Here is a 14842-nt window from a genome sequence, read left to right on the forward strand (position 1 = left end):
CGGGCGGAGAGCACCAGGTACTCCTCGCCGGCGTACTTGATCTCGGTGCCGCCGTACTTCGAGTAGACGACGGTGTCGCCGACCTGCACGTCGACCGGGATCCGAGCGCCCTTGTCGTCGAAGCGGCCCGGGCCGACGGCGAGGACGGTGCCCTCCTGCGGCTTCTCCTTGGCGGTGTCGGGGATAACGAGCCCCGACGCGGTGGTCGTCTCAGCCTCGTTCGCCTGGACCAGGATGCGGTCCTCGAGCGGCCTGATCGCAACCTTCGTCGCGGTAGTCACGAGCATACCCTCCTGGGGTATCGGAAATTGCTGTCTGTCCACCCTCCGCAGCGGCACCGTCGTCGCGGGTGCCGGGCCGCCGTGGCTGGCTGGTGCCCTGATGGCACTTGTCATTCTTAGCACCCTCAGCAGGAGAGTGCTAAACCGAAGGTTATGACGTGGCTAGCACTCAGTCAAGGAGAGTGCCAGTACGATCGCCCGTGTGGACTCCGAACAGCTCGCCGCGCTGCGTTCCCGGGAGGGAATCGCCGCGCTGGCCGCCGCGGAGGAGCTGATCGACACCGACCGGCTCGCCGCCATCAGCGCGCTGCGCTCCCGGGGATACGCCGCCGAGGTGGCGGGAGCGGCGCTCACCCAGGCCGTGCTGCGGGCCCGGGCGGCCGCCAAGTTCGGCGAGTCCGCCTCCCGGATGCTGTTCACCCAGGCCGGCCTGGAACAGGCCACCCGGCCGGTCGTCGCCGCTCGGCGCGCCGCCCGGCTCGCCCAGGCGGGCGTACGCCGGGTGACGGATCTGGGCTGCGGAATCGGGTCGGACGCGATCGCGATGGCCCGCGCCGGGATCACCGTGCACGCCGTCGACGCCGATCCGGTGACCGCCGACATCGCCGCCTTCAACTTCGAGGCGCTCGGCCTCGACGCCGTCGTGACCTGTGCCGACGCCCAGGACGCCTCGTTGCACGACATCGGAGCGGCGTTCTGCGATCCGGCTCGGCGGCAGACCGGTTCCGGCGTACGCCGAACTCGGCGGATCTTCCGTCCCGAGGACTACTCGCCGCCCTGGGACTGGGTCTCCCGCTTGCCGCAGGCTGTCGAGTACACCGTCTTGAAGCTGGCCCCGGGGTTCCCGGGCGAGCTGCTGCCCGACGACTGCGAACTCGAACTGACCAGCGTCGACGGCGACGTCGTGGAAGCCGCCGCCTGGTTCGGGCCGCTGGCGCGCGTACCCCGGCGGGCTTCGGTTCTGCGGGGCACCGCCGTCCACGAGCTGACCGGCTCGGGCGAGGCGCTGGGACCGGTCGGTCCGGTGGGCGAGTTCGTGTACGACCCGGACGGGGCGGTCGTCCGCTCCCATCTCGTGGCGGAGTTCGCCCGGCTGGTGGACGGCCGGCTCGGCGACCCCGACATCGCGTACGTGTGGGCCTCGGCTCACCTTCCGACGCCCTTCGGGCGCTGCTTCGCCGTGGACGAGGTACTGCCGTTCTCGCTGAAGCGCCTGCGCTCGGCCCTGCGGGAGCGCGGCGTCGGACGACTGGAGATCCTCAAACGCGGGTCCGCCCTTGACGTCGAACAACTACGACGTGACCTTCGGCTCTCCGGGGACGCTGACGCCAGCCTGCTGCTCACCAAGGTCGCTGGGCGGCCGGTCGCGGTGATCGCTCGCGCTCTTCCTTAGCGCTCCGGCGGTCGTTGGTGGGGCTTCGCGCGCTTGGGCGCGTGCGTTTATCCCGGGATAACGCGGTCTTCGCGCTCGTCGAGGGGACGTTATCCCCGGATAACGCGTACGCGTAGGCCCGTACACTCGATCACCGTGGCAAGCCAAGGAACTCCGGCCACCGCGCTGTTGGCCAAGCAGAAGGTCGCGCACACGCTGCACCCCTACGACGTGTCTCCGGACGCACCCAACTACGGCGCGCTCGTCGCCACCGCGATCGGCGCCGATCCCGCTCGAGTCTTCAAGACGCTGGTCACCGAGGTCGACGGTGGACTGACCGTCGCCGTCGTGCCGGTCACCGGCGAACTGGACCTCAAAGCACTCGCTTCCGCCGCGGGTGGCAAGCGAGCCGCGCTGGCCGACCGTGCGGTCGCTGAGCGTACGACCGGCTATGTCCGAGGTGGCATCAGCCCGCTCGGCCAGCGCAAACGGCTGCCGACCGTGATCGACGCGACCGCGTTGGCCGGTGCCACCGTCTACGTCAGCGCCGGCAAGCGCGGGCTTCAAGTTCAGCTCGCCCCCGACGACCTCGTACGCCTCACCGGCGCGGTCGTCGCTTCGATCGCCTCCAGCTAGAGGACCTTGAATGGAAAACGCTGCCGGGGCAACGTTTTCCATTCAAGATCGCCTGAAATCAGGCGGCGACGAGTTCCGGAGTGACAACAGGAGCGGGCCGCCGATCCATCTCCCGCCAGAACTTCCCGACGAACGGCGCAAGCGTGGCGAGCAGGTACGCCACACCGCAGACGATCAACGCGAGCTGAGCGCCGTACTCGCCGAGCCAACCGGCCGCCAGTGCGCCGAGCGGCATCCCCGCGAACGCCACCGCCGTCCCCAGCCCCTGTACGCGAGCCTGCAAGTGCTCCGGCACCCGCTCGTACATGACGGCCGAGAGGATGGGGTTGACCGCCGCGATGGCCACCCCGTCGATCAGCCCGAGGACCACGATCGACCAGGCGGGAGCGCCGAAGGCGAGGAAGAAAAAGCGGGGCGCACCGGCGATGAGGAAGCCCACCGAGAACAGCGCCCAGCGGGGCAGCCGCGGAGCCAGGAAGCCGAAGGCGATGTTGCCGAGCACGGCGCCCAGACCGAAGGAGCCGCCGACCAGGCCGATGCCGACCGGCGTACCGAAGATGTCGCGGGCCCACAACGGAACCAGCACGGCACTGAAGCCCTGGTCCAGCATGTTCGTCACGAACAACATCAGGATCAGCCCGAGGACGAGCCGGTCGCCTCGCAGGTACGCCAGCCCGCCCCGAAGGGCCACCCCATACGGCTCGGCCGCCCGATCCGCCTTCCCCGGTACGCGTACCAGCAGCCCGACAAGTAGCGCGCACAACCCGAACGAGACCGCGTCGAGCAGCAGGACGTCGGCGGCATCGCCGAACCAGACGATCAGCGGGCCGGCGAGGATGCCGCCGATGAGGCCGGCCGCCCGGCTGGTCCCGTCGACCAGGGTGGCCGCCCGGGTCATCTCGACCCCGGACTTCGCGACGACCTGGGGGAACATCGCACCTCGCTTGGCGGTGTCGCCGAACCCGCGGAGCAGTCCGGCGACCGCGACCAGCACCATGAGGACTGGCAGGCCGAGCCCGCCGGACCGGTGCAGCAGCGGGATCGCGCCGACGACGACGAGACTGAGCAGGTCGGCGACGACCGAGATCCGGCGTCCGCCGATCTTGTCGATGACCGGCCCGCCGAGGGCACAGGCCAGCACGTACGGGACGAGTTCAGCGGCTCCGACGAGCCCGGTCTTGGCGGCGCTGCCGGTGCTGACGAGCACCAGCCACGGCAACGCGATCATCGTCATCCGGCTGCCGAGCAGGGACAGCGTGCTGGCGAGCAGAAGGCCGGCGAGGGGGGCGCGGCGATTCATGATCAGTTCTCCTCAGAAGCGTCACGGGAGTCACGAGCGTCGCGGGAGTCAGGAGCTTCACCGGCGTCGCGACGGTCCAAAGAGTCATGGTTCAGAAACGGCAGGATGTTGAGCTGGACCACCACCTGCTCGGCCCCGGGCGGGCCCGGCTTCTCGTAGTGCGGGCGGGCGCTCTTCAGCAGCTCCAGCAGCTTGGCGGAGAGCTCCGCCGCCTCGGCCGGGGTCAGTAGGAGGCCGTAGTCGTTGAGGCCCATGGAGTCGTCCCACTCGGGCGGGATCGAGGTCGCCTCGCCGAGCCAGCGGTCCACCCGCTCCGCGCTGGCGGTCGCCACCGCCCGCATGTAGATCTCGGTCTCGAGCGGCGCTTCCCGAGCGGCCGGGGCTTCGAGGGTGGTGCTCTGGTGACTCGCGCGCCACCAGCGCTCCCGGCCGGTGCCGAGCGAGGCGTCCTCTTGGACGAAGCCGTACTGGGCGAGCTGCCGGAGGTGATAGCTCGTGACCCCGCTCGACTGCCCGATGCGCTCGGCCAGCTTCGTGGCGGTCGACGGGCCCTCCATGCGGAGCAGGCCCAGCAGGCGTACGCGAATCGGGTGCGCGATGCCCTTCAGCGTGTGGGCGCTCAGGTGGATCCGGCTCTCCTCGGTCATACCGCAAAGATAGTTCTGCAAAGAGTTCTTTGCAAGCACTTCTTTGCGGTCGGCCCGCGCCCAGACGGATCAGGGATCTGGGTCGAATCTTGAGGAAAGATTCGACCCAGATCCCTGATCGAGCGCCAAAAAGGGCGTCAGGCCTGCCAGGAGCGCCAGAGCGCGGCGTACGACCCGTCAGCGGCCACGAGTTCGTCGTGCGACCCGAGCTCGGCGATCCGCCCGTCCTCCACGACGGCCACCCGGTCGGCGTCGTGGGCCGAGAACAGCCGGTGCGCGATGGCGATGACGGTCCGCCCGTCGAGCACTGCGGCCAGGGACCGCTCCAGATGACGAGCGGCTCGGGGGTCGATGAGCGAGGTGGCCTCGTCCAGGACGAGCGTATGCGGATCGGCGAGCACCAATCGGGCGAGCGCCAGCTGCTGGGCCTGTGCCGGGGGCACGGTGAAGGTGCCCTGGCCGACCTCGGTCTCCAGCCCGTCCGGCAGTGACTCCACCCATTCCCGGAGATCGACGGCGTCCAACGCACGCCACAGGTCCGATGACGTGGCAGTGGGCCGCGCCAGCAGCAGGTTGTCGCGAAGCGTACCCAGGAAGACGTGGTGTTCCTGGGTGACCAGGGCGACCTCGCCTCGGCGTACCGGCAGTGGCAGGTCGGCCAGCGGAGCCCCGCCGACGGTCACCGATCCCGAGGTCGGCGGGTGGATTCCAGCCAGCAGGCGGCCCAGCGTCGACTTCCCCGCGCCGGACGGGCCGACCATCGCCAGCCGCTCCCCCGGCGCCAAGGCCAAGTCGATGCCGTGCAGAACCGGTCGGCCTTCCACATAGGAGTAACGAACCTCCGAAGCGACCAGGTCGGAGCCCACCGGGCGGACGTCCGAGGAGGCGTCGGACGGCAGCAGGCTGACGCCGACGAGCCGGGCGAGCGCGGCCCCGCCGACCTGGATCTCGTCCAGCCATTCGAGCGCGTGCTCGATCGGCCGGACCATCTGCTGCACGTACGCCACCGCCGCCGCCAGCTCACCGATGGAGACCCAGCCCTTGAAGTAGAACGCACCGCCGATGACCAGAGTCGACGTGATCGAGATGTAGAAGCCCGCGTCGATCGTCGGGAACAGGATCGTCCGCAACCGGAGAGTGAACCGCTCAGCGGCGTACGACTGGGAGATCTTGGCGTCGATGTCGGCCCGCCGCCGTCCCCCGAAGCCGAAGGCCTCGCTGGTCCGCGAGCCCTCGACCGTCTCCGCGAGGGAATCGGTGACGTCCGCGTAGGCCGCGTTCTCGCGCAGGTAGCCGGGCGTGGCGCGGCCGAGGTACCAGCGTGAGATGGCGATGAGCAGCGGCGCGCCGAGCAGGCACGGAATCGCGAGCTGCCAGCTGTTGAGCACGAGCGCGCCCGCCGAGAGGACGGCGGTCACAACGGCGACGAAGAGCTCCGGCACGCCCCGGCGCACGCTGTGGTTGAGCGAACCGACGTCGCGGGAAGCCCGCGTCATCAGGTCACCGGTGCCCGCACGCTCCACAGTCGACAGCGGCACGCCGAGCACCCCGTCGACGAACTCCTCCCGGATGTCGGCGAGCATGCGTTCGCCGAAGCGGGCCGAGGCGTACACGGCGAACCGGATGAACACCGCGTTCGCCAGCACCGACACCACGATCGCCAACGCCAGAAGGTCGACGCGATCCGTGGTGCCATGGTCGGCGACGGTGTCGATGAGCCGCCCCAGCAGGGCCGGCGCGAACAACCCGGCGACGGCGGCGAGGCCGTGCAGCAGCACGACGAGCGCCAGCGCTCCCCGATGTTCGCGCAGCAGCCGCACGGCGTACGCCTTGACGACCGGCGCGGTGGCGATCGGCAGGATCTCCCGGCTCATCAGGCGTCCTCTCCCCGGGTCACGACCGCCCGGTAGCGCGGTTCCGTACGAAGCAGTTCACGGTGGGTGCCCTCGGCGACGACCTTGCCGTCCTCCAGGTAAAGCACCAGGTCGGCTCGGTCCAGCACCAGCGGGCTCGTGCTCGCGACCACCGTCGACCGCACGCCTCGCTCCGCGCGATACGCACCGATCCGGGCGGCGATGCGCGCCTCGGTGTGCGCGTCGACCGCGCTGGTCGGCTCGACCAGCAGCAGCATCGGCGGGTCGGCAAGCAACGCGCGGGCCAGCCGCAACCGTTGCTGCTGCCCGCCGGAGAACTCGCGGCCGCGCTCGGCCACGTGACTGTCCAGGCCGTCCGGCAGCGCGTCGACCACGTCGGTCGCGCTCGCCGCCGTCAGCGCCGCGCGAATCTGCTCGCCACTAGCTGCACGCCCGGTCCCGGCCCGCGGGTCCAGCTCCGCGCGCAGAACACCGCTGAACAGACGCGCGTCGTTGTCACCCACGAGGATGACCTCACGGATCGCCCGCCTCGCCATTTTCTCCAGGGGTACGCCGTCAGCAGTGACCGAGGTTTCGGCGTACCGGCCGAGGCGATCCACTACTTCGGCCGCGTCCTCCGGTTTGGCACTGGCGATGACGGTGTACCGGCCGGCCGGGATGGTGACACCCGACTCCGGATCGTGGAGCTCCACGGCGCTCGTCGGCGGCATCGCCCGGTCGAGCGCGCTGGGCTCGTCGATCTCCGGCTCCAGCTGCAGGAGGTAGACCATCCGTTTGGCCGCCACGAGACCACGGGTGATCTTGTCGACGAGTTCCACGATGGTCCGCAGCGGCACCAGCAGGAAGGCGGCGTACCCGTAGAAGGTGAACAGCTGGCCCACCTTGATGTCGCCGGCGAGCGCGAACCGCGCGCCGAGCCACGTGACCAGCGCGACGAACAGACCGGGGAGCAGCACCTGCGCGGCCTCGAGCAGCGCGTCGACCTTGCCCACCCGGACGCCCTCGGTTCGGAGCTTCTGCGACTGCTGCCGGTAGCTCGCGGCGAAGACCGACTCGCCGCCGACACCCCGGAGTACACGCAACCCCGCGACGATGTCCCCCGCCCGGCTGATCAGCGTCCCCTGCTGATGCCGGTACGCCGCCTGCCGGGTGTGCAGCGGCCGGATCAGCAGCGCGACCGCCGACATCATCACCGGTACGCCGATCAGCACGACCAGCCCGAGCTGCCACGACGTCGTCAGCAGGATGACCGAGACCACCACGATCGCGACGACCGCGCCGGAACCCCGCAGGAGGATGTCCAGCGCGCCACCGATGTGGCTGACGTCGGAGTTGCCGATGCTCACGACCTCGCCGGTGGCGATGCGCTTGGGCAGCGTCGCGCCGAGGCGGTTGGCCTGGTCGACGGTCAGCTGGATGGTCCGGTACGCCGCCCGCAGCCAGTTGTAGACGGCGAACCGGTGCCGCATGATGTTCGCCCACGCCGTGATCGCGCTGAGGAGCACGAAAACGCCGGCCCAGCGAAGCAGGCCGGCGAAGTCGGGTGCGTCGATGGCGCGGCCGATCGCGGCCGGGCCGAGCGCCATGGCGACCATCCAGATGACGCCGAAGCTCATACCCACGGCCATCGTCGGCCACTGCTTGCGCCACAACCAGAACAGGTAACGCCCCGGTGACCGCCCGTCGGGACGGCCGGGATCAGGTTCGGGAAGGGGTTTACGTAAGGGGCGGCGCACAGCGCGGACATTACGAGATCGGCCCGCCGCGCGGCAACCGGTTTTCGCCTCGGACCGGCTGCCCGGATAGGCTGTTCGTCGTGCTTGTCCTCGTTCTCGACACCGCAACGCCCGCCATCACCGCCGCGGTGGCTGAGATCACGCCCACGGATGTGCGAATTCAAGCCGAACGGGTGACGGTCGACGGCAAGAAGCACGGCGAACTTCTCGCCCCGCAGATCGACGCGGCGCTCGCCGAGGCCGGCGTCAAGCCGCGGGAGCTGACGGCGATCGTGGCCGGCGTCGGCCCCGGCCCGTTCACCGGCCTGCGAGTGGGCCTCATGACGGCGGCCGCCATCGCCGACGCGCTCGGGATTCCCACGTACGCCGTGTGCAGCCTCGACGGGCTCGGTGCCACGACCTCCGGCACCGCCCTGGTGGCGACCGACGCCCGGCGGCGCGAGGTCTACTGGGCGGCGTACGCCGAGGGGCAGCGGGTCGACGGACCCCACGTCGCCAAGCCGGCCGACGTCGGGCAGACGGTGGCCGACCACGCCGTCGGCGAAGGCGCCCGGAAGTACGCCGATCAGCTCGGCCTCGCCGTCGGCGCCGAAGCCCCGGACTATCCGTCGGCCGAGTGGCTGGCCCGGCTCGCGGCTTCTCGCGTACGCGAGAACGCGCCGTCGGAGCGCCTCACCCCGCTCTACCTGCGCCGCCCCGACGCGGTGGAGCCGGGAGCACCGAAAAAGGTGTCATGACCTTTCAGTTGGGGCGGCTTCGGTGGTGGCAGATCGCCGATCTCCTGCCGATCGAGGCGGACCTGTTCGGGACCGAGGCGTGGACGGCGGGCATGTTCTGGAACGAGCTCGCCAACGGCCACCTCTATCTGGCCGCGACCGAGAACGACCAGGTCCTCGGCTACGCCGGGCTGGCGCTGAGCCCGCCCGACGAAGCCTGGATCAACAACGTCGCCGTACGCCGAGACGCCCAGCGCCGCGGGATCGGCCGCGCCCTGGTCACCGCCCTGCTCGACGTGGCGGGCCGGGCCGGGGTGGACCAGACGTTGCTCGAAGTCGCCGCCGACAACAAGCCCGCCCAAGCGCTCTACACCGACTTCGGCTTCGAGACGGTCGGCGTACGCAAGGGCTACTACCAGCCGAGCAACACCGACGCGTGGGTCATGCGCCGGATCGAACCATGAGGTGATCGTTGTGAAGAGCGAACCGCTCGTCCTGGGCATCGAGACGAGCTGCGACGAGACGGGCGTGGGCATCGTCCGGGGCCACACCCTGCTCGGCGAGGCCCTTGCGTCCAGTGTGGACGAACACGCCCGGTTCGGCGGCGTCGTGCCGGAGGTGGCCAGCCGCGCCCACCTCGAGGCGATGATCCCGACCATGCAGCGCGCACTGGACCAGGCCGGAGTGACCTTGGCCGACGTCGACGCCATCGCGGTGACGGCGGGCCCCGGCCTGGCCGGGGCGCTGCTGGTCGGGGTGGCCGCCGCCAAGGGGTACGCCCTGGCCGCGGAGAAGCCGATCTACGGCGTGAACCACCTCGCCGCCCACGTCGCCGTCGACACGCTGGAACACGGGCCGCTGCCCGAACCAGCCGTCGCCCTCCTCGTCTCTGGCGGCCACTCGTCGCTGCTGCTGGTCAACGACCTGGCCCGGGGCGTCACTCCGTTGGGTGCGACCATCGACGACGCCGCCGGTGAGGCCTTCGACAAGGTCGCCCGCCTGCTCGGGCTGCCGTTCCCGGGTGGACCTTGGATCGACAAGGCGGCTCGCGACGGCGACGGCGAGGCGATCGCCTTCCCGCGTGGGCTCACCGCGCCGAAGGATCTCGCCACCCACCGATACGACTTCTCATTCTCGGGGCTGAAGACCGCCGTCGCCCGCTGGGTCGAGACCCGCGAGAAGGCCCGCGAACCGGTGCCGGTCGCCGACGTCGCGGCCTCGTTCCAGGAGGCGGTCTGCGACGTGCTGACCACCAAGGCGATCGACGCCTGCCGCGCGAACGGGATCGAGACGCTGGTCATCGGCGGTGGCGTCGCCGCGAACTCCCGGCTCCGGGCGCTCGCCGAGCACCGGGCGGCCAAGCACGGCATCGCGGTACGCGTACCGCGGCCGAAGTTGTGCACCGACAACGGCGCGATGGTCGCCGCCCTCGGTTCTCATCTCGTGGCCTCGGGCGTCGCGCCCAGCCGCCTCGACCTCCCGGCCGATTCCGCAATGCCGCTCACATTGGTCGTGGCATGACTGCTACGTTGCCAGGCGTGATCGTGCGCATGTGGGAGATCCGCGCATACCCCCACCACTTCGAAGAACTGCTCGGCTGGGTCTGCGACATCGCCGTACCCGGCCTGGAGATTCAGCCGTTGCACGTGTCGACCGAGGTGTTCTCCTCGGCGGACGGCCGGATCGTCGTCATGTCCCGGTGGCGGGGCGAGCCCACGCCGCTGCCCGATCCGCCGCGCGACCTCGTGGCGCGCTCCGCGCACAGCTGGGACTTCACCGTCGTCGACCGCTGAGCCGCGCCGCTGATTGGATGAGCCGAGGCACGCAGATCACGGTTACGCAGGCTAAATCCGCGCGGGAAGCATGCATTTCCCTGATCTGCCGCTCATGGGGCTGGGCTAGGAACTGAGGCGGGCGGCCCAGTCGCCGTCGTGGCCGACGAGCTGAACCTCGCGGGTGTCGTCGTCGTACCGGGTGATCCGCACTTCGAGGTAAGCGTCGGCGAGCTGCTCGACCATGCCCTCGCCCCACTCCACGAGGGTCACGGAGTCGTCGATGTCGGCGTCGAGGTCCAGGTCGTCCACCTCGGCCCGCGGATCACGGACCATACCCAGGCGGTACGCGTCGACGTGCACCATCGGCACGCTCCCACCGGCGTGCACGTCCGGACGATGAACCCGGGCGATGACGAAGGTCGGCGAGGTCACGTCGCCGAGAACGCGCAGCCCCGCGCCGATCCCCTGGGCCAGGGCGGTCTTGCCGGCGCCGAGCGGTCCGGTGAGGATCACGAGGTCGCCGGCCCGCAGCAGGCGGGCCAGCTCCGCGCCGTACGCGTGAGTGTCTTCGACCTTCGCCAGCTGGACGGGACTTTGCACCGACGTCACCCGACCACCTTATCGAGAAAGTCCTGCAGGGCCTCGTTCACCGCGTCGGCGTGCTCCAACAGAACGACGTGCCCGGAATCCGGCACGACGACGAGCTCGGCGTCCGGGAGGTGCCGGACGATCTCCTCCGAGTGGCTCACGGGCAGGATCGGGTCCTTCTCGCCGCAGATCACCATCACCGGCTTGGTACGGATCGCGGCCAGCGCCGGGTACCGCGCATGGCTGTAGAGCGTACGCAGATAGCGGGTGACCGTGTCCATCGGCGTACTGGAGTTCATTTGCTCCACATAGGAGACCAGTGCCGGACTCGGTCGCCTGCCGCCGAAGCCGTAGCGCCGGGTGAGCAGCCAGGCCAGGTCGCTCGAAGCATGCCGGGCGCGGTCGATCATCCGTCCGCTGTACTTCGTGGCCCCCGAGACCATGCCGAGCAACGGCCCAGCCCCGGCGATCATCTCCGGTACGCCACCGAGCTTGCCGTTCTCGGACTTCCCGCCGCTGGTGGAGATCAGCACCACTCCGGCCACGCGGTCGGCGAACAGGTCCGGGAACAGCTCGGCGCAGGCCATGATCGCCATCCCGCCCATCGAGTGTCCGATCAGGACGATCGGACCGACCGGGGTGGTCTGCTCGATCACGTCGCGCAACGCCTCACCCAGCGCGGGCAGCTCATATTCGCCGTCCTCCAGGCGACCCGACCGACCATGGCCGGGCTGGTCGTAGAAGACCATCCGGTAGTCGCCGGGATCGAGGTAGCGCCGCTGCATGTGGAACGTGCCCATGTCCAGGCAGAAGCCGTGGACGAAGATCAACGTCGCCTCCGGCTCGGCATCGCCGCCGAGGTCCACTGCCACGCCGTCAGCCGGCTCGACTACTTCGACGTACAGCTCGACCCCGTCTGCCGTCGTCACGGTCAGCGCCTCGTCATACGGCAGCCGGCCGAACGGTTCCTCGGCGTACGGATCTTCGGAGTTCTTTCGTGTTCGGCCCACCAAAGTACGCTCCGCCGCGACTCCGGCGGCCACACCGGCCGCCGCCACCCCCGCCAATGCCCCGACGATGCCCCACCTAGCCATCGTCAGCCTCGATACCTGCGCGGTACGCCCGACCGCCCGAAGCGGGTCACGATCTCGTAGTTGATCGTGCCCACGACCGCCGCCCAATCGTCGGCGGTCGGCTCACCCCGGTCACCCGGTCCGAACAGGACAGCCTCATCCCCGGCCGCCACCACTGCGTCGTCGCAGTCGACCACGAACTGGTCCATGCACACCCGACCGGCGATCTCGAAGCGCTTGCCGTTCACCCATACGGGCCCGCTGCTGCTCGCATGCCGGGGCACCCCATCGGCGTACCCGATGGGAATGAGGCAGAGCGTGGTCTCGCGGGGCGTGACGTAGGTATGGCCGTAAGACACGCCCTCGCCGGCCGGAACGCGCTTGACGAGCGCGACCGGCGCGCGGACCGTCATCGCGGGCCGCAAGCCGAAGTCCTGGCCCTCGATGGGCGACAGGCCGTAGACCGCGACCCCCGGGCGGACCAGGTCGAAGTGAGTGTCGGGGCGAGTCAGCGTCGCGGCCGAATTGGCGAGATGCCTCAGCCGGGGTGTGACGCCGAGGCGCTCCGCGATCGCCGAGGCTTCGAGGAAGACGTCGAGCTGACGGTCGATCGACGGATCGCCGAGCACGTCGGCGCAGGCCAGATGGCTCCACACCGCGACGATCTCCAGTACGCCCTCCGCCTGCGCCTTCGCCGCAGCCTCGACGAGCTTGGGCCAGACGTCGAGCGTCGCGCCGTTCCGATGCAGACCAGTATCGATCTTGAGATGGGCGCGGGCGACCTTGCCGGCTCGCCGGGCGGCCTCGGCAAGCTCGGTCACCTGAGCCACGCTGGAGACGCTGAGATCCACATCAGCGGCGACGCCCTCGGGCAACGGCGTACCCGGCGGGAGCAACCAGGCCAGCACCGGAGCGGTCACTCCGGCCGCCCGGAGTTCGAGCGCCTCCGGAAGACTGCGTACGCCCAACCAGGTGGCCCCGCCCGCGAGCGCTGCGCGCGCGCTCGGCACCGCCCCATGGCCGTAGCCGTCCGCCTTCACCACCGCCATCACCTCGGCCGACGTGCGTTTCCTGAGCAACGCGACGTTGGCCCGGATGGCCGCGAGATCGACGACCGCTTCCGCCTGCCACATGCTTCCACCCTACCGGCTGGTACGCATTCCCCGCCTACGGAGATCACCTCGCGGCGCTCGCTGTTCGCGCGTGGTCGGCGGGACAACGTCGCTATTCCGCGCGGTCTCCCGGGACGTATCCCCGGGACAACGCGCGCGGCAGCACCCGGTCCCGGCACGTATCCCGGGATAGCGTCGCTATTCCGCGACGGGAAGGGACGTTATCCCGGGATAACGCGCAGGCCGCACAGCGACGCGCAGGCAGCGAGCAGCGAGCAGGCCGCGCAAGGCAAGCGGGCGTCAGCGAGGAACAACCCCACGCAAAGCGACAGCGACATCAGAGCTGGTCACAGATCCGGAGGAGCCCGCCACCCGCCCAGCCAACCCATGCAAGTAGGCAGCTGCGACGGCAGCGCGTACGGGGGTGAGGCCGGCGGCGAGAAGCGACCCGAGCAGCCCGCCGAGAACGTCGCCTGATCCGGCGGTCGCCAACGCGGGGCTGCCGGTCGGATTGACCCAGGCCTCACCGTCGGGCCCGGCGACGATCGTCCGGTCGCCTTTGAGCAACACGACCGATCGCGTCCAAGCTGCGAGGGTGAGCGCCGCCCCCACTCGGTCGGCGCCGGGGGCGTACCCGGCGAGGCGGTTGAACTCGCCGTCATGCGGGGTGAGCACGGTCGGCGCGGATCGGGCTCGAAGTTCGTTCGCGTGGGTGCCGTCGACCAGCATCGTGATGGCGTCGGCGTCGAGGACCGCCGGGAGCGGCGACGCGAGCACCGCTCGCAGTTCTTCGCGGGCGCGCTGGTCGGTCGAGAGCCCGCTGCCGCACACCCAGGCCTGTACGCGGCCGGAGTCGGAGACGCGCCGAGCCACCACGACCGACGGGTGCAGGGTGGCCACGATCGAGTGGGCGGAACCGGCGTACCGGACCATCCCGGTGGGGCCGGCGAGCGCGCCCGCGGTGGACAGCAGCGCTGCGCCCGGAAAGCTCGCCGAGCCGGTGGCCAGCCCTACGACGCCCCGGCTGTACTTGTCCGACTCCGGTCCGGGGTGCGGCCACCATTCGTCGATGTCGGACTGTTCGGCGAGGCGTACGGCGGGCGCAGCCGCCATCGTCAGGCCGATGTCGACGAGTTCGACCTGCCCGGCGAGCGGCGCGGCCGGTCCGACGACGAGCGCGGGCTTGAGCACGCCGAACGTGACCGTCACGTCGGCGCGTACGGCCGGACCGAGCACGTCGCCGGTGTCGACCGCCACCCCGGAGGGCACGTCGACCGCGATGATCGGGGCGTTCAGCTCGGCGACCCGGTTGGCCGCGTCGAGGGCGGCTCCTCGGAGAGCACCAGTCGCGCCGATGCCGAGCATGCCGTCGACGACGAGATCCACTTCGGCCGGCCAGTCGGTGACGACCCGGCCACCCGCCGCGAGCAGCGCCTGCAGGCCGCCGACATGGGCTCGGCGCGGGTCGACGAGCCACGCTGAGACCGCCACGCCCTGACCGGCGAGCGTCGCGCCCGCGTACAAGGCGTCCCCGCCGTTGTCACCGGTGCCGACGAGAAGCAGCACGCGTGAGCCATAGATCCGGCCCCGCGTACGCAGCGTGATCGCGCAGCGCCGGGCCAGTCCGGCGGCGGCCCGAGCCATCAACGTCCCGGCGGGCAGCGTCTCCATCAGGGTCTTCTCGGCCGCCCGCACATCGGCTGCCCGCCATGCCGCTCTCATGCCTCGCCCC

General features: G+C 70.4%; 15 protein-coding genes. 6 read left to right on the forward strand and 9 right to left on the reverse strand.

What is annotated here, in order from left to right:
• Nucleotides 1-287: co-chaperone GroES (groES, locus tag HOV77_RS12870; RefSeq protein WP_290861746.1), on the reverse strand; the 287-nt coding region annotated here is incomplete at its 3' end.
• A gap of 196 nt (nucleotides 288-483) precedes the next feature.
• Here groES and HOV77_RS12875 point away from each other — a divergent pair.
• Together HOV77_RS12875 and ybaK are read left to right on the forward strand one after the other, a co-directional pair.
• Nucleotides 484-1674, forward strand: coding sequence for a class I SAM-dependent methyltransferase (locus HOV77_RS12875; RefSeq protein WP_290861748.1), 1191 nt, complete (start codon nucleotides 484-486; stop codon nucleotides 1672-1674).
• Nucleotides 1675-1809: 135 nt separating this feature from the next.
• Nucleotides 1810-2289 (forward strand): Cys-tRNA(Pro) deacylase, encoded by a 480-nt coding sequence (gene ybaK / locus HOV77_RS12880; RefSeq protein ID WP_290861753.1) that lies wholly within the window; start codon nucleotides 1810-1812, stop codon nucleotides 2287-2289.
• 58 nt (nucleotides 2290-2347) lie between these two features.
• Here ybaK and HOV77_RS12885 read toward each other — a convergent pair whose 3' ends face one another.
• The 4 genes from HOV77_RS12885 to HOV77_RS12900 form a co-directional block, all read right to left on the reverse strand.
• Nucleotides 2348-3589, reverse strand: coding sequence for an MFS transporter (locus HOV77_RS12885; RefSeq protein WP_290861755.1), 1242 nt, complete (start codon nucleotides 3587-3589; stop codon nucleotides 2348-2350).
• A gap of 2 nt (nucleotides 3590-3591) precedes the next feature.
• Entirely contained in the window at nucleotides 3592-4236 is a 645-nt protein-coding gene (locus HOV77_RS12890; RefSeq protein WP_290861757.1) for a helix-turn-helix domain-containing protein, read from the reverse strand.
• A 137-nt stretch (nucleotides 4237-4373) separates the two neighbouring features.
• Entirely contained in the window at nucleotides 4374-6110 is a 1737-nt protein-coding gene (locus HOV77_RS12895; RefSeq protein WP_290861759.1) for an ABC transporter ATP-binding protein, read from the reverse strand.
• A complete protein-coding gene (locus HOV77_RS12900; protein WP_363260145.1) occupies nucleotides 6110-7846 on the reverse strand; it encodes an ABC transporter ATP-binding protein in 1737 nt (578 codons plus the stop codon). The genes HOV77_RS12895 and HOV77_RS12900 overlap by 1 nt, the downstream gene beginning before the upstream one ends.
• Before the next feature lie 80 nt (nucleotides 7847-7926).
• Between HOV77_RS12900 and tsaB the strand changes: the two genes are divergently transcribed.
• The 4 genes from tsaB to HOV77_RS12920 are packed head-to-tail and all read left to right on the forward strand — an operon-like array spanning nucleotide 7927 to nucleotide 10355.
• Nucleotides 7927-8583, forward strand: coding sequence for a tRNA (adenosine(37)-N6)-threonylcarbamoyltransferase complex dimerization subunit type 1 TsaB (tsaB, locus tag HOV77_RS12905; RefSeq protein WP_290861761.1), 657 nt, complete (start codon nucleotides 7927-7929; stop codon nucleotides 8581-8583).
• Nucleotides 8580-9026 carry a ribosomal protein S18-alanine N-acetyltransferase gene (gene rimI, locus HOV77_RS12910; protein WP_290861765.1) on the forward strand — a complete coding sequence of 149 codons (447 nt, stop codon included), beginning with the start codon at nucleotides 8580-8582 and terminating at the stop codon, nucleotides 9024-9026. Before tsaB ends, rimI begins: the two co-directional genes overlap by 4 nt.
• A 10-nt stretch (nucleotides 9027-9036) precedes the next feature.
• Nucleotides 9037-10083, forward strand: a complete 1047-nt coding sequence (gene tsaD, locus HOV77_RS12915; RefSeq protein ID WP_290861767.1) for a tRNA (adenosine(37)-N6)-threonylcarbamoyltransferase complex transferase subunit TsaD — start codon at nucleotides 9037-9039, stop codon at nucleotides 10081-10083.
• A gap of 17 nt (nucleotides 10084-10100) precedes the next feature.
• A complete protein-coding gene (locus HOV77_RS12920; protein ID WP_290861769.1) occupies nucleotides 10101-10355 on the forward strand; it encodes a hypothetical protein in 255 nt (84 codons plus the stop codon).
• Between the two features lie 105 nt (nucleotides 10356-10460).
• Here the strand turns inward: HOV77_RS12920 and tsaE are convergent, their stop codons facing one another.
• The 4 genes from tsaE to HOV77_RS12940 all read right to left on the reverse strand — a co-directional run bounded on the left by tsaE (nucleotide 10461) and on the right by HOV77_RS12940 (nucleotide 14832).
• Nucleotides 10461-10937: a tRNA (adenosine(37)-N6)-threonylcarbamoyltransferase complex ATPase subunit type 1 TsaE gene (gene tsaE, locus HOV77_RS12925; protein WP_290861839.1), complete on the reverse strand. Its 477-nt coding sequence runs from the start codon at nucleotides 10935-10937 to the stop codon at nucleotides 10461-10463.
• A gap of 5 nt (nucleotides 10938-10942) precedes the next feature.
• Nucleotides 10943-12019 (reverse strand): alpha/beta hydrolase, encoded by a 1077-nt coding sequence (locus tag HOV77_RS12930; protein ID WP_290861771.1) that lies wholly within the window; start codon nucleotides 12017-12019, stop codon nucleotides 10943-10945.
• Between the two features lie 2 nt (nucleotides 12020-12021).
• Nucleotides 12022-13131 carry an alanine racemase gene (alr, locus tag HOV77_RS12935; RefSeq protein ID WP_290861773.1) on the reverse strand — a complete coding sequence of 370 codons (1110 nt, stop codon included), beginning with the start codon at nucleotides 13129-13131 and terminating at the stop codon, nucleotides 12022-12024.
• 279 nt (nucleotides 13132-13410) lie between these two features.
• A complete protein-coding gene (locus tag HOV77_RS12940; protein ID WP_290861775.1) occupies nucleotides 13411-14832 on the reverse strand; it encodes an NAD(P)H-hydrate dehydratase in 1422 nt (473 codons plus the stop codon).
• Nucleotides 14833-14842 lie beyond the last annotated feature (10 nt).

The organism is Hamadaea sp., assembly GCF_013362815.1.
Lineage (GTDB): Bacteria > Actinomycetota > Actinomycetes > Mycobacteriales > Micromonosporaceae > Hamadaea.